Origin of the sequence: Glycomyces sp. TRM65418 (assembly GCF_019710475.1) — a bacterium.
Lineage (GTDB): Bacteria > Actinomycetota > Actinomycetes > Mycobacteriales > Micromonosporaceae > Glycomyces.
The window spans coordinates 124,629-137,084 of record NZ_JAJFAX010000006.1; the positions used below are offsets into that span (position 1 = coordinate 124,629).

The window sequence follows — 12,456 nt, forward strand, 5'->3', positions numbered from 1 at the left end:
AACACCTGTTATGAGCAAGCTCGAGATCCGCGACCTGCACGTCTCGGTCAACACCGACGAGGGCGCCAAGCCGATCCTGCACGGGGTCGACCTGACGATCAACTCCGGCGAGACCCACGCCATCATGGGCCCCAACGGCTCCGGCAAGTCGACCCTGGCCTACTCGCTGGCCGGGCACCCGAAGTACGAGATCACCTCCGGCGAGGTCCTCCTCGACGGCGAGGACGTGCTGGAGATGGCCGTCGACGAGCGCGCCCGCGCCGGCCTGTTCCTCGCCATGCAGTACCCGGTCGAGATCCCCGGCGTGTCGGTCTCCAACTTCCTGCGCACCGCCAAGACCGCCATCGACGGCGAGGCCCCGAAGCTCCGCACCTGGATGAAGGACCTCAAGGGCGCCATGGCCGGCGTGAAGATGGACGAGGCGTTCGTCAACCGCAACGTCAACGAGGGCTTCTCCGGCGGTGAGAAGAAGCGCCACGAGATCGTCCAGATGGAGCTGCTCAAGCCGAAGATCGCGATCCTCGACGAGACCGACTCCGGCCTCGACGTGGACGCCCTGCGCATCGTCTCCGAGGGCATCAACCGCGCCAAGGAGACCACGAACTCCGGCGTCCTGCTCATCACCCACTACACGCGCATCCTGCGGTACGTGAAGCCGGACTTCGTCCACGTCTTCGTCGACGGCCGGATCGCCGAAGAGGGCGGCTCGGAACTCGCCGACAAGCTCGAAGCCGAGGGCTACGAGTCCTACGTCGGCGCGAAGGCCGCCTAGCCAACAGGAAGAAGGAGCCCGTGGAGGCTGCAAGCAAGCTCGACGTCGAGGCCATCCGCGCCGACTTCCCGATCCTGCAGCGCAAGATCGGGGGCCGGCCGCTGGCCTACCTCGACTCGGCCGCGACCTCGCAGAAACCGGTCCAGGTCGTGGAGGCCATGCGCCGCTTCACCGACCACTCGAACGCGAACATCTCGCGCTCGGTCCACACGCTCGGCGCCGAGGCCACCGAGGCGTACGAGGGCGCCCGGGCCAAGGTCGCCGCCTTCATCGGCGCTCCGAGCCCCGACGAGGTCGTGTTCACCAAGAACTCGACCGAGTCGATCAACCTCGTGGCCTACGCCTTCCAGAACGCCACCATCGACCCCGCCGCCGACCCGCGCTTCAAGCTCGGCCCCGGCGACGAGGTCGTGGTGACCGAGATGGAGCACCACGCCAACCTCATCCCGTGGCAGCAGCTGTGCCTGCGGACCGGCGCGACGCTCAAGTGGATCGGCATCACCGACGCCGGCCGCCTGGACGTCGAGAGCGTCGACGACGTCATCACCGAGCGCTGCAAGGTCGTCTCGTTCGTCCACGTCGCCAACCTGCTCGGCACGGTCAACCCGACCTCGCAGATCACCGCCCGCGCCCGCGAGGTCGGCGCCCTGGTCGGGCTCGACGCCTCCCAGTCCGTCCCCCACATCCCGGTGGACGTGACCGAACTCGGCGTCGACTTCATCGCCTTCACCAGCCACAAGATGCTCGGGCCCACCGGCATCGGGGCCCTGTGGGCGAAGGCCGAGATCCTCGACGCCATGCCGCCGTTCCTCACGGGCGGCTCGATGATCGAGACCGTCAGCATGGAGCGCACCACGTTCGCGAAGGCCCCGGCCAAGTTCGAGGCCGGGACGCCGCCGATCGCGGAGGCGGTGGGCTTCGCCGCCGCCGTCGACTACCTCGACGAGCTCGGCATGGAGAACGTGCGCGCCCACGAGAAGGAATACGTCTCGTACATGCTGGAACGGCTCGAGACCGTCGACGGCCTCCAGATCGTCGGCCCCCGCGTCCCGATCGGGCGCGGCGCCACGGTGTCGTTCACGCTCGAGGACGTGCACCCGCACGACGTCGGGCAGGTCCTCGACGCCGAGGGCATCGCCGTCCGGGTCGGCCACCACTGCGCCAAGCCGACCTGCGTCCGCTTCGGCGTCAACGCGACCACGCGCGCCTCCGGGTACGTCTACAACACCCACGAGGAAATAGACCGGCTCGTGGACGCGTTGGGCCAGGTGCGAAAGGTGTTCCGCTGATGAATCTCGACGAGCTGTACCAGGAAGTGATCCTGGACCACTACAAGCGTCCCCGCGGCGCGGGCCTGCGCGAGCCCTTCGAGGGCGAGTCGCACCAGGTCAACCCGACCTGCGGCGACGAGATCACCCTCCGGGTCCACGTGGACGGCGACCGGGTCGCCGACGTCTCCTACGACAACGTCGGCTGCTCGATCTCCAAGGCCTCCGCCTCGGTGATGTACGAACTGGTCAAGGACGCCAAGGTCGACGACGCGCTGGCCCGCATGGCCGAGTTCACCGAGCTGATGAACTCCCGCGGCCAGGCGGAGGGCGACGAGGAGACCCTGGAGGACGCGGTCGCGTTCGCCGGCGTCTCGAAATATCCGATGCGCGTCAAGTGCGCGCTGCTGGGCTGGATGGCGTTCAAGGACGCCCTGGTCCGGGCTTCGGCCACGGGTGCGGGCCGTCAATGAGCACCTTCGGCGACGCGTGCGAGCCGTCAATGAGCACCTTCGGCGACGCGTGCGAGCCGTCAATGAGCAGAGCCTCGATCCCAGGAAGGACCGACGCATGAGTGACACCGTGAAGGCCAAGGAGGACGACGTCCTCGAAGCCATGAAGGACGTGGTCGACCCCGAGCTCGGCATCAACGTCGTGGACCTGGGTCTCATCTACGGCGTCCACGTCGACGAGCACAACGTGGTCACCCTCGACATGACGCTGACCTCGGCGGCCTGCCCGCTGACGGACGTCATCGAGGACCAGTCCCGCTCGGCGCTGTGCAGCGGCGCGGAGGGCGGGCTCGCCGCGGACCTGAAGATCAACTGGGTGTGGATCCCGCCGTGGGGCCCCGACAAGATCACCGACGAGGGCCGCGACCAGCTCCGCGCGCTCGGCTTCAACGTCTGACGAAGTCGGACTTGAAGGTTGAGTTCAGGAACGTCTGACGAAGTCGGACTTGAAGGTTGAGTTCAGGAACGTCTGACGGAGCCGGGCTCGCACGATGTGTTCAGGAACGGCTGACGAAGCCCGACGCGTCGAAGCACGGTAACGTCGAGCCATGGTGAAGATCCGCCCCGCCTCCGGCGGGGGCAGGATCGTCGAGGTCGAACCCGAACGGCTCCCGAGGTGGGTCGCGAACTTCGCCGCACGCAACGGCGGCATCGCGAACCACCACGCCGAGGGCGACGCCTGGACGATCGAATCGAACGAAGGACCGTCGGCCAGTGTCAAATGGACACTGGCCGACGGCCTCCCGTCCGCATGGCTCCTGGACGACGACCCGGTGAAGGCCGCCGAACACCTCCGCGATTACGCCCTCGAACCGCGCCGCATAGCGGTCCTTCTGGCCCGCAAGGGCGCGTATTCGGTCGGCATCGTGGAGGACGGCCGGGTGAAGGTCTCCAAGACCGACACGGCCTACGTGCAGGGCACGACCAAAGCGGGCGGCCAGTCGCAGCAGCGCTTCGCGAGACGACGCGAAGGCCAGGCGAAGGCCGCCGAGAAACGGGCCCGGGAAGCGGCCTTCGCCGTCCTCGGCAACGCCGATTTCGACGCGCTGGTGACCGGCGGCCCGGCAGAGGGCATCCTCGAAGACCCGCGCCTCGCCAAGCTGAAACCGACCACCCACTTCGGCGACATCGCCGAGCCCAAGCAGGCCCTGCTGACCGAAACCGCCTATCGAGCCATCGGCTTCGAAGTCCGCATCACCGACTGACCGTCCGGGGCGCTTGTGCCGCCCGCCGAGCCGGCCTCGGACGTCCTCGTTGAGCAGGCGGTAGTACTCGGCCGAGGACTCCCAGGACATCCCGCCGATCAACCCGATGGTGCGCATCGACCCACTGTGCCCGCCGTCTTCGGTCGCCGGAAGCCACCAGCGGTACGAGGAGCGTTGAGGCCCTTCGACCCGGTGCTCGAAATTGCGGCGGAACACTAGTGTCGCGGTCATGGCGGGGAAGAAGATCAAGACCTTCGGCGACGGCGTCCCCTACATCGAACCCGGAGGAGGGGCCCTCACGTTCACCTGGCTGATCGACTTCGTGATGTTCGTACTGCTCTTCGGCGTCGGCGCCCTGATCGCGCTGAGAATCGGGGAGGCCCTCGATCTGAGCAACAACGCGGTCGCCCTCGGCGTGCTCGCCACGCTGTTCGTCACGCCACTGGTCTACGGCCTCTTCTACACCAACGGCCGAGCGCTCGGCGCGGTGTGCACCGGCACCCGACTGGTTCGGGCCAGCGACGGCGGCCGGATCGGCGCGAAGGGCCCCTGGGCGATGCTGGTGCGCACGATCCTGCTGCCGCTCTTGATCATCGCCGTCGTGGTCGGCGGCGGCTACGCCGACGGATCGCTGAAGCGGATCAGCATCGACGAGAAGCGGACCCGCGCGCTGCAGGAGAGCGGCTACCCCGCGACCCCCAGGTAGGCACGGCTCAACGACGGCTCGGGCGAAATCCCGTTGACGGGACCGGACCCCCGGGTGGAGGATCGGCGGGTCAGGACGTTGCGTCATCCGTCGAATGCGGAGGAACCGATCATGCGCCAACTCATGTGCGAGCCCAGGACCGACCAGCACATGAGGAGCCATGAACCGATCGCACGAGTCCGCCCATGCCCGACCTGATGCCCATGCCGGAGCGCTGCGGCGCTGCGTCGACCTCGGGGTCGTCGCCCATGCCGACGCGGGCACGACCGGCCTGACCGACACGCTCGCCGCCGCGTACGGCATCCGAGTCGAGTCCCCGAGCACGACCGTGGTGCGCGTCGAGCGCCTCGTCCGCGCCTCCCCCAGGCGCCTCCGATGACACCCGACCTCCTCGCGCGCCGCTTCCTGGCCTGGAACTTCCTCAGGGCCGTCCTGCACCAGGGCTGGTGGCTGGTCACCAGCCTCTACATGGTCGTCGACGCCGGTCTGTCCACCGCCGAACTGCTGCTGATCGCGGCGGCGCAGGGCATCGCGAGCTTCGCGTTCGAGATCCCCGCCGGGGCCCTGGCCGACACGGTCGGCCGCAAACCCGCGATCGTGGTGTCCCACCTCCTCATGGCGGCCGCCATGATCACCACCGGGCTGTCTCCCGAGTTCGCCCCGCTGATGATCGCCCAGATGCTCTGGGGCATCTCTTGGACCTTCGCCAGCGGCGCCGACGTCGCCTGGGCCACCGACGAGATCGACCGACCCGACCGCATTCACCTCCTCCTCGCCGCCCAGGGACGCTGGCAGATGATCGGCGCGGGAACCGGCATCCTCGCCTTCGGAGCGCTCGCAACGCTCATCGATCGGCCTACCGCGATCGTCGCCGCCGGGGTCCTGATGCTCGCTCTCGGCGCATGGTTCGCCCGGTGCCTGCCCGAACGCAACTTCATCCGCATTCGCACCCGGCATGTCCATGCCGCACTTGACATCGCGCGCCGAGGCGCCCGACTGGCCGTCCGCGACCGCACCCTGCTCGTCCTGGTCGCCGTGACCATCCTCGTCAACGGCGCCGCCGATGCCTTCGGCCGCGTCTACCCGGTCGCCCTCGCCGACCTCGGCCTGCCCACCGGACCGGCCGGCACCGCCTGGTTCACGGCGATCGCGCTCGCCGGCTACGTGCTCGCCGCCCTCGCCCTCACCGCCGTCCAACGCGGCCTCCACACCGACCGCGGGACCCGCACCGGCCTCATCGCCGCCTGCCTCACCGGCGCGTTCGGCCTCGCGCTCACCGGCCTGGCCCCCACCCTCGAACTCGCCGTCGCCGCCGTGATCATCGCGAGCGGCATCGCCATGCCCCTGACCCGCACCCTCACCGCCATCTGGGTCAACCGCCGCACCACCAGCGACATCCGCGCCACCACGCACTCCTTCTTCGCCCAATCCGAGTACATCGGCGAGATCCTATGCACCGCGACGCTCGCTTCGCTGGCGGCGACAGGCGGCACCTTCGTCCTCACCGCCACCCTCTGCACCGCCGCCGCCGCGATCCTCGCCCTGCATCGCCCGAACAGGACGCCCACGCCGCGATGACCGCCACGTACTCCTCACCGGACCGAGCGGCGGTGGACCCGGCTGCGCGAGCAGGACGCCGGCCCCACTGCAAGAAGCTCGCCACCTGCGAGCACCGCTAAGCGGAGGCGTAATACGTGTAGGTCTCCACGTCCCAGGAGTTCAGCAGCGCCATCTCGATGACGGCGCCTTCGATCTTCTCGGTTTCGATGGGGACGCACCGGTTGGCGGTGAAGGACTCGCCGGGCGCGACCTCGCCGACCTCGAGGACGTCGTTGGGGACGATGCCGCAGTCGCTCTGGTAGGTCCAGGATCCGTTGCGGACGCCGATCAGGAGATCGGTGGGAGCGGCGGCGGCGTCGGCCCTGTTGGCGCCGGTCACCGTGATCATGAAGTACTGGGAGCCCTCGGCGGGGGCCTCGTTGGTGGCGTCGGCCGCCAGGATCGTGTCGGTCGCGTCGACTTCCACGGCGGTGACCGCGATGTCCCACGTGTCGACCTTGCCGGTCGCGCACATGTCGAGCGGGGCGTCGATGCTCTGGCCGGCCTCGGGATCGGCCTCTGCGGGCACGTAGTCGCATTCGATGACCACGGGAGCGGCCTCGGTCGTCTCCTCGGCGGCGGTCTCGGTGCCGCTGTCGTCGCTGGAATCGGCGGCGGTGCACGCGGTGAGGCCGGTGAGCCCCATGAGACCGGTCCCGGCGACGGCGAGGAACTTCTTGGCGGCCAGTGCGGCGATGACGGGGTGCACGATCGGTCCTTCGAGTGGAGGCGTGTGAGACACCCGTGAAGTTACTGCACCGACACCACGTCCGGAACCGGATCGTCGGCGTGGGGGACGGCGGCGACGATGCCCTCCGCCAGTCAAGGCAGCTCTGGGTTCAGTCCGTGTCCGTGGCGGCCAGGACGGTGACGTGCCGTGCGTCGGGGGACAGCGCGACCAGCCCGATGTCCCAGGCGACCTGTTCGAACCATGTCGTGTCAGCGGTGAAGCTGAACCAACGGCAGGCTTGGACGCGCTGCTCCAGCTCGGCAGACGGAGCAGTCGCGCTCGCGCCGGACAGCGCGGCGATCGATCGCCGGGCGTACAGCCGCCCATAGGCCCCGCGATGCCCGTAGTTGTACGCACCGCCCGAGGACGCGGCCGAGAACAGCACTCGCCAGGCTCGACGGGGCTCGACGGGCGACCAGGTGAGGGGAGTCTGCTCGTCGACGCCTCGCAGGCTTTCCAGATCCAGCTCGACCAGCAGATCGGGCAGGCCGGCATCCGCGACCGGTTCGGCCAGGTCGAAGGCTCGGGCCTCGAAGCGGCCGTTGGACTCCTCGACCCAGTTCATCACCGCGGCGGCGGCATCGGAGCTGAAGTCCTCGGTGGTGACCTCGGTGGCCGACGGCAGCCGCGAAGCGCCGCGCAACGTCGTGGGGGCGTCGTTGCCGGGCCGCCCGTAAGGCATGGCGCTGGCAGATCCACGCGACGAGTACTGGGGCAGCGCGGAGTCCGTTTCGAAGGCGTCCAGTTCCAGCGGCAGAGCGCCGAGCGGGTGGTCACGCCAATGCGCCGACCTCGTCCACTGGTGGATGGACGGTATCGCGGCGATCGCCGCACCCCGGAGCACCAACTCGTGCACCAGACTGGCCCGCAGCTCTTCCGAGGCCCCGGGGTCACCGCCCGTGAAGGCTGCGGACAGGTCCTCGGGCATGTGGCTCGAGGCCAGCATCGAAGCGACATAGCGGTCGAAATTAGCGCTCTCCGGTGCGACCATCGCCACCAGCCGCAAGGCCTGCTCGACATGGAGGCGCCCGGGCGTCGTGGCGAAGAGGCGAAGCAGGTGGTCGAAGACGGACCCGTACTGCCAGGTCTCGTCTCCGCCGGCAGCGCGCTTCTCGACCATCAAGGCGCCGGCGAGATCGGCGAGGAAGGCGATGTCGCCAGAGGCCAGGCGCTCGTCAGCCTCCCGGAACACCTTGTCAACGCTCTTCAATCGAGGCAGCTCAGCCACGATCTGCTGGATCCGTTCGTCCACCTGGCGAGCATAGGTCGTGTCAGCGGAAAGGCTCCTGGTTCGGCCCCTGCGGTCGCTTGCAGCACAACTGACGCACCGAAGCCTTCATCGATGCCCGGGCCCTGCTCAGCTGCCGCCGTCGGCGAGGCGTGTCCGGAGGAACGCGTCGAAGCGCACCGGGGGTGTGCCGGTCAGGCGCTCGACGTCGCCGGGAGCGGAGGCGAAGCGGCCTGCGCGTACGGAGGCGAACATGCTCGCGTACGCCTCGATCAGCCAGTCAGGTTCGCCTGCGGCCTGGAGCCGAGGGCGGTAGTCGGCGTCGCCGATCGGCCGGTAGGTCAAGGGCATGCCGGTCGCCTCGGAGGCGAGGGCGGCGATGCGGTCCCCGGTGGCATTTTCGGGCCCGGTGAGTTCGAGGACGCCTTCGAGCCCGTCGAGGACGGCCGCGGCGAGGGCGCGGGAGACGTCTTCCCGGGCGACCAGCGACATCCCCGCTTGACCGAGCGGGAGCACGAGTTCGCCGGTGGTGAGCGCGGCCCCGAGCCAGCTGTCGGTGAAGAAGTCGGCGAACACGGAGGTGCGGGCGAGGCAGTGGGGACGGCCGGCCAGGAGCGCTTCGGTGGCCTGGTGTCCGGGGGCGTAGTAGAAACCGCTGCCTGGGGCGACGTCGAGAATGCTGGTGTAGACGATCCGGCCCACACCGGCCGCGTCGGCGGCGGCGATCACGTTGCGGTGGTGGCGTTCCATGGTCTCGGCGCGGCCGTCACTGGAGACCATGACGAGGACGTCGAGGTCGCGCATGGCGGCCTTGAGCGAGGCCGGGTCGTCGTAGTCGGCGCGGCGGGCCTCCAGGCCCGGCGCGGGCGGGATCGCTTCAGGACGGCGGGCCAGCGCGGCCAGGTCGTCGCGCCCGGCGGCCAGGAGGTGTCGAACGACGCCGGAACCCACACCCCCGGTCGATCCGGTAACGCCGATCATCTCGTCTCCCTTCCGTAGACCAGCCGCCTCAGTTGGTGAGGCGGCGCAGGCCGACGCAGCCCCGGCTGTGCCGTCTTTCAGTCGGTGAAGTCGAATTCGCCGTCTTTGGCTCCGGCGAGGAAGGCGTCCCACTCGGCGCGGGTGTAGACGATGACCGAACCGTCGGGGTGGTGGGAGTGTCGCACCGCGATCCGGCCCGAGCCGTCAGCGAGCGGCCCGGCCTCAACGCACTGACCGCCGTTGTTGGTGCTTCGGGTGCTGACCTTCCATCGGATACCGGCCAGCTCCTCGCTTGAAAGCTGTTGCTTAGTGCCGGTCGTCATCGCTACGTCTCCTTCAAAACGGCCTTGACCAGGGCATTTGACCGCCGCCGGTCGAGCGCGCCATTCCACAGATCCTCCCACGCCCGTTGAAAATTCTCGACGCGAGGGGCTTCGATATACAGTGCGCCGCCGAGGGATTCGACGTAGGCGACACTCGAGAGCTGATCCTGAGAACGCAGAGCGAGGGCCGGTCGATCCTCAGGATCGACCGGCCCTCCGCGAGCAGGCCGGTTCGCTTCGGCGTGAGGTGGGCACGGACCGCTAGACTTCGGCCGCATGAGCGAAGACGCCAACCCCTGGGGACATGAGAACGGCGTCCCGATACGGCGAACGGAGCGCGTTCAGGCGATGCTCCGGACGCTCTGGGTCAGCGCCGCGCAGGTCATCGCGGCTGTCGTGGTGACGATGGGCTGCTTCGCCGCCGCCGCCGGAGCGGCATCCAGCGGCTCGGACTCGTACGACGACAACTGGGAAGGCTTCGAGTACGTCCTCGCCGCGCTGGTGCTCGTGCCGCTCGGCGCGATGATCGCCGGGGTGCTCGTCGCCAAGAAGCTCCGCCTGGCCAGCTGGGGCTCCTTCGCCCTTTCCGTCATCGCGGTCGTCGTGGTCATGAGCTTCGATCTGTGGAACCCGGGCTTCTTTTCCCTGAACCTTCCGCTCGCGCTGCTGGCCCTGGTCGGCGTGAACCTCCTCCTCGGCTACACCGCCGGCATGCGTCGGGATTCGCCCGACCGAGACTGAGCACGGGTCTCCCGCTCAAGGCGACGCCCTGCCGCGGCGTCTGAAGACACCGAACGAGGACCGGCCGACGGATCGACCGGCCCTCGTGGCCTCGGAGTTGGGTCGAACCCTCAGAGCGCAAAAGTGATCGCGGTCGACCAGTTGCCCTGGATCTGGTCCTGGACGCGCATGTGGAGCAGCTGGAACGCTTCGAGGGCGCCGGCGTGCTGGAGGCCGCCCACGTCGATGGGCCGCAGTTCCGCGCTGCTGCACAGGTCCGCGATCTGCCGTTTCGCGTCTTCGTCGTCCCCGGCGATGAACACGTCGAGTGGCCCCGGGGCGGCGAGTCTGCTCGCGAACGTGGTGTTGAAGGCCTTCACGACCTTCGCGCCCGAGGCCGCCCCAGCGATCTCCTCCGCGGCGGAAGTCCCTGCGGGAGTGACGAGTCGGTCGAAGGTGTCGAAGTCGACCGGGTTGCAGATGTCGACCACGGTCGTGCCCGCGAGGTCGTCGGCCCACCGTCGCGCCATCTCCTTGCTGCCCTCGTACGGGGTGGCGAGGACGACGACGTCGGCGCCCTCCGGGCTGTCGAGCGGTTCACCGCCGGCGTTCTCGCCGAGTTCGGCGGCCAGGTCCGCGGCCTTGTCGGGGTCGCGGTCGGCGATGCGCACCCGGCGGCCGCCGTGTACGAGCCGCAGGCCGATGCCCCGGGCCATGTTGCCCGAGCCCACGATCAGGATCTCCATGTGCTTCCTCCTCGGATGGAACGGTCTGGTGCCTCAGGGGGTGGTCTCGGCTCTGATCTCGGCCGCCTTCGTTTCCGGGTCGTGCTCCGGGCCCGCGCCGCGGAGGGTCAGGTTCGGCATGAGCAGCGACAGCACGATCGTCACTGCGGCGATGCCCGCGGCGACGAGGAACACGCGGTCGAGGCCGTCGGTGAAGGCCTGCTGCACCACGACCCTCACCGGTTCGGGCAGGTGCGCGACCACCGTCGGGGATTCCATGACCTGGGAGAGGTCGGTCTCGCCGAATGCCGCGGCCTGTTCCGGCGGCAGCTGGGCCACCGCCTCGGGCAGGTTCTCGGCGAGTTCGTCGTTGAGCCGCGAGGTCATGACCGCGCCGAGCACGGCGGTGCCGATCGCGCCGCCCAGCGACCGGGCGAAGTTGTTGGTGCTCGTGCCCGCTCCGAGGTCCTCGACGCTCACGATGTTCTGCATCGCGAGCACCAAGGGCTGCATGAACATGCCCATCCCGATGCCGAGGACGAGCAGGTACAGGCTGCTGAGCCACAGCGGCGTGTCCACGTGCAGTCGGCTGAACAGCGCCAGCCCGCCGGTGATCACGAGCGAGCCGGCCACCAGGAACCACTTGTAGCGGCCGATCCTGGAGATGACGAAGCCCGAGGACACCGAGGTCAGCACCATCCCGGCCATCATCGGGATCATGAGCAGGCCCGACGCGGTGGGGGAGTAGCCGCGCACCATCTGGAAGAACAGCGGGATGTAGACGATCCCCGAGAACATCCCGACGCCGAACACGAGGGCGATGACGGCCGCGAGCGCGAGCGTGCCCTGCTTGAACATGCGCAGCGGCAGGATCGGCTCCTCGGCGCGCGTCTCGACGTAGAGGAACGCGACGGTCAAGGCGGCGGCCGCGGCGAACAGGCCCACGATCACGCCCGAGTCCCACGCGTAGTCGCTCCCGCCCCAGGTCACTGCCAACAGCAGGCAGACGACGGCAGGGACGAGGCACGTCGCGCCCAGGTAGTCGATCTTGCGCTGCCTCGTCGGGAACGTGTGGCGGCGCAGGATCTGGTTCACCGCGATCATCGCGGCGAAGCCGAGGGGCAGGTTGATGTAGAAGATCCACCGCCAGTCCACTTCGGCGAGCCAGCCGCCGAGAACCGGCCCGGCCACCGAGGAGACGCCGAAGACCGCGCCGAAGAATCCCTGGTACTTGCCGCGTTCGCGGGGCGAGACGACGTCGGAGACGACGGTGAACGCGAGTGAGATGAGGCCGCCGCCTCCGAGACCCTGGAGGCCGCGGAAGAGGATGAGCTGCAGCATGTTCTGCGAGAGCCCCGCCAGCGCGGACGCCACCAGGAAGATCACGATCGCCGTGAGGATCACCGGTCTGCGGCCGTACAGGTCGGAGAGCTTGCCGTACAGCGGGGTCGAGGCGGTGGTGGCGATCAGGTAGGCGGTGACGACCCACGTGTAGTCGCCCATGCCGTCGAGGTCGCCGACGATCGTCGGCAGCGCGGTGCCCACGATCGTCTGGTCGAGGGAGGCGAGCAGCATGGTGAGCATGAGCGCCCCGAAGAGCGTGTACAGCTCTCGCCGGCTCATGTTCGCGGCGGCGCGTTCGGTCATGAGCCCGAGCGTATGGCCCGCCTCCGCGGAGGCGGGCCGA

At 69.0% G+C, this 12,456-nt stretch carries 16 protein-coding genes and 1 pseudogene; 9 read left to right on the top strand and 8 right to left on the bottom strand.

What is annotated here, in order from left to right:
* Positions 1-10 precede the first annotated feature (10 nt).
* From sufC to K3N28_RS14875, 5 genes are all read left to right on the top strand, one after another.
* Positions 11-772: a Fe-S cluster assembly ATPase SufC gene (sufC, locus tag K3N28_RS14855; protein WP_228093332.1), complete on the top strand. Its 762-nt coding sequence runs from the start codon at positions 11-13 to the stop codon at positions 770-772.
* A gap of 20 nt (positions 773-792) precedes the next feature.
* Positions 793-2,061 carry a cysteine desulfurase gene (locus K3N28_RS14860; RefSeq protein ID WP_228093333.1) on the top strand — a complete coding sequence of 423 codons (1,269 nt, stop codon included), beginning with the start codon at positions 793-795 and terminating at the stop codon, positions 2,059-2,061.
* Positions 2,061-2,513, top strand: coding sequence for a Fe-S cluster assembly sulfur transfer protein SufU (gene sufU, locus K3N28_RS14865; RefSeq protein ID WP_228093334.1), 453 nt, complete (start codon positions 2,061-2,063; stop codon positions 2,511-2,513). The genes K3N28_RS14860 and sufU overlap by 1 nt, the downstream gene beginning before the upstream one ends.
* Positions 2,514-2,610: 97 nt before the next feature.
* Positions 2,611-2,949: a metal-sulfur cluster assembly factor gene (locus K3N28_RS14870; RefSeq protein WP_228093335.1), complete on the top strand. Its 339-nt coding sequence runs from the start codon at positions 2,611-2,613 to the stop codon at positions 2,947-2,949.
* Between the two features lie 151 nt (positions 2,950-3,100).
* Positions 3,101-3,757: an acVLRF1 family peptidyl-tRNA hydrolase gene (locus tag K3N28_RS14875; RefSeq protein WP_228093336.1), complete on the top strand. Its 657-nt coding sequence runs from the start codon at positions 3,101-3,103 to the stop codon at positions 3,755-3,757.
* A gap of 15 nt (positions 3,758-3,772) precedes the next feature.
* Here the strand turns inward: K3N28_RS14875 and K3N28_RS23555 are convergent.
* Positions 3,773-3,874: pseudogene (locus K3N28_RS23555) on the bottom strand (aspartate racemase); the annotation flags it as partial.
* 112 nt (positions 3,875-3,986) lie between these two features.
* Between K3N28_RS23555 and K3N28_RS14880 the strand changes: the two are divergent.
* From K3N28_RS14880 to K3N28_RS14890, 3 genes are all read left to right on the top strand, one after another.
* A complete protein-coding gene (locus K3N28_RS14880) occupies positions 3,987-4,463 on the top strand; it encodes an RDD family protein (protein WP_228093337.1) in 477 nt (158 codons plus the stop codon).
* Positions 4,464-4,623: 160 nt separating this feature from the next.
* Positions 4,624-4,842 (top strand): hypothetical protein, encoded by a 219-nt coding sequence (locus tag K3N28_RS14885; RefSeq protein WP_228093338.1) that lies wholly within the window; start codon positions 4,624-4,626, stop codon positions 4,840-4,842.
* Positions 4,839-6,041: an MFS transporter gene (locus tag K3N28_RS14890; RefSeq protein WP_228093339.1), complete on the top strand. Its 1,203-nt coding sequence runs from the start codon at positions 4,839-4,841 to the stop codon at positions 6,039-6,041. Before K3N28_RS14885 ends, K3N28_RS14890 begins: the two co-directional genes overlap by 4 nt.
* A gap of 97 nt (positions 6,042-6,138) precedes the next feature.
* On the opposite strand, the gene K3N28_RS14895 is transcribed toward K3N28_RS14890, so the two are convergent.
* The 5 genes from K3N28_RS14895 to K3N28_RS23560 form a co-directional block, all read right to left on the bottom strand.
* Positions 6,139-6,771 carry a hypothetical protein gene (locus K3N28_RS14895; RefSeq protein ID WP_228093340.1) on the bottom strand — a complete coding sequence of 211 codons (633 nt, stop codon included), beginning with the start codon at positions 6,769-6,771 and terminating at the stop codon, positions 6,139-6,141.
* Between the two features lie 130 nt (positions 6,772-6,901).
* Entirely contained in the window at positions 6,902-8,044 is a 1,143-nt protein-coding gene (locus tag K3N28_RS14900; RefSeq protein WP_228093341.1) for a DUF6183 family protein, read from the bottom strand.
* A gap of 105 nt (positions 8,045-8,149) precedes the next feature.
* Positions 8,150-9,001: an NAD(P)H-binding protein gene (locus K3N28_RS14905; protein ID WP_228093342.1), complete on the bottom strand. Its 852-nt coding sequence runs from the start codon at positions 8,999-9,001 to the stop codon at positions 8,150-8,152.
* A 77-nt stretch (positions 9,002-9,078) separates the two neighbouring features.
* Entirely contained in the window at positions 9,079-9,324 is a 246-nt protein-coding gene (locus tag K3N28_RS14910) for a DUF397 domain-containing protein (RefSeq protein WP_228093343.1), read from the bottom strand.
* A 2-nt stretch (positions 9,325-9,326) separates the two neighbouring features.
* Positions 9,327-9,602 (bottom strand): Scr1 family TA system antitoxin-like transcriptional regulator, encoded by a 276-nt coding sequence (locus tag K3N28_RS23560; protein WP_374209787.1) that lies wholly within the window; start codon positions 9,600-9,602, stop codon positions 9,327-9,329.
* Here K3N28_RS23560 and K3N28_RS14915 point away from each other — a divergent pair.
* Positions 9,601-10,065, top strand: coding sequence for a hypothetical protein (locus tag K3N28_RS14915; RefSeq protein ID WP_228093344.1), 465 nt, complete (start codon positions 9,601-9,603; stop codon positions 10,063-10,065). The genes K3N28_RS23560 and K3N28_RS14915 overlap by 2 nt on opposite strands.
* Before the next feature lie 110 nt (positions 10,066-10,175).
* Here K3N28_RS14915 and K3N28_RS14920 read toward each other — a convergent pair whose 3' ends face one another.
* Positions 10,176-10,790, bottom strand: coding sequence for an NADPH-dependent F420 reductase (locus K3N28_RS14920; protein WP_228093345.1), 615 nt, complete (start codon positions 10,788-10,790; stop codon positions 10,176-10,178).
* A gap of 33 nt (positions 10,791-10,823) precedes the next feature.
* Complete coding sequence (locus tag K3N28_RS14925) at positions 10,824-12,416, bottom strand: MDR family MFS transporter (RefSeq protein WP_228093346.1); 1,593 nt, start codon at positions 12,414-12,416, stop codon at positions 10,824-10,826.
* Between the last annotated feature and the right edge of the window lie 40 nt (positions 12,417-12,456).

Excerpts from the sequence above, each read along its gene's own strand:
- K3N28_RS14925 (WP_228093346.1), bottom strand. The coding sequence starts at position 12,416 with ATGACCGAACGCGCCGCCGCGAACATGAGCCGGCGAGAGCTGTACACG.
- K3N28_RS14885 (WP_228093338.1), top strand. The coding sequence starts at position 4,624 with ATGAACCGATCGCACGAGTCCGCCCATGCCCGACCTGATGCCCATGCC.
- K3N28_RS14905 (WP_228093342.1), bottom strand. The coding sequence starts at position 9,001 with ATGATCGGCGTTACCGGATCGACCGGGGGTGTGGGTTCCGGCGTCGTT.
- K3N28_RS14875 (WP_228093336.1), top strand. The coding sequence starts at position 3,101 with ATGGTGAAGATCCGCCCCGCCTCCGGCGGGGGCAGGATCGTCGAGGTC.
- sufU (WP_228093334.1), top strand. The coding sequence starts at position 2,061 with ATGAATCTCGACGAGCTGTACCAGGAAGTGATCCTGGACCACTACAAG.
- K3N28_RS23560 (WP_374209787.1), bottom strand. The coding sequence starts at position 9,602 with ATGCGGCCGAAGTCTAGCGGTCCGTGCCCACCTCACGCCGAAGCGAAC.
- sufC (WP_228093332.1), top strand. The coding sequence starts at position 11 with ATGAGCAAGCTCGAGATCCGCGACCTGCACGTCTCGGTCAACACCGAC.
- K3N28_RS14910 (WP_228093343.1), bottom strand. The coding sequence starts at position 9,324 with ATGACGACCGGCACTAAGCAACAGCTTTCAAGCGAGGAGCTGGCCGGT.
- K3N28_RS14880 (WP_228093337.1), top strand. The coding sequence starts at position 3,987 with ATGGCGGGGAAGAAGATCAAGACCTTCGGCGACGGCGTCCCCTACATC.
- K3N28_RS14920 (WP_228093345.1), bottom strand. The coding sequence starts at position 10,790 with ATGGAGATCCTGATCGTGGGCTCGGGCAACATGGCCCGGGGCATCGGC.
- K3N28_RS14870 (WP_228093335.1), top strand. The coding sequence starts at position 2,611 with ATGAGTGACACCGTGAAGGCCAAGGAGGACGACGTCCTCGAAGCCATG.
- K3N28_RS14890 (WP_228093339.1), top strand. The coding sequence starts at position 4,839 with ATGACACCCGACCTCCTCGCGCGCCGCTTCCTGGCCTGGAACTTCCTC.
- K3N28_RS14915 (WP_228093344.1), top strand. The coding sequence starts at position 9,601 with ATGAGCGAAGACGCCAACCCCTGGGGACATGAGAACGGCGTCCCGATA.